Raw genomic sequence first — 287 nt, forward strand, 5'->3', positions numbered from 1 at the left:
ATTGTTACCAATAGTATCAAGAGCTTCCACTAGATCTCTTGAGAGGTTACGATGAGTATTGTCATAGTTGGTGTTAAAAATTCCTAGTCTGAGCTTATATATAATATTTGCAGCCTCTTGATAAGCTTTTATCGCAGAAGAGAAACTATGTCCATCTTGGTTATCATCTTTATTATAGACACTATAAATTTCCTTCTCCTCTTTCACATCCAAATTTAGCTCCCTTATCTCTACATCAGATTCAGTGTATCTACTTCTAGCATAGTTAAAGTACCTTGCATCTATCT

The 287-nt window shown here is 34.1% G+C and carries 1 protein-coding gene; it reads right to left on the minus strand.

All coding sequences use genetic code 11. From position 1 onward, the window contains the following. On the minus strand, positions 1-287 hold a 287-nt coding region (locus B9N65_RS11130), incomplete at both ends, for a hypothetical protein (RefSeq protein WP_180385160.1).

It is taken from the genome of Campylobacter concisus, assembly GCF_002165815.1.
Classification (GTDB): Bacteria; Campylobacterota; Campylobacteria; order Campylobacterales; family Campylobacteraceae; genus Campylobacter_A; species Campylobacter_A concisus_BH.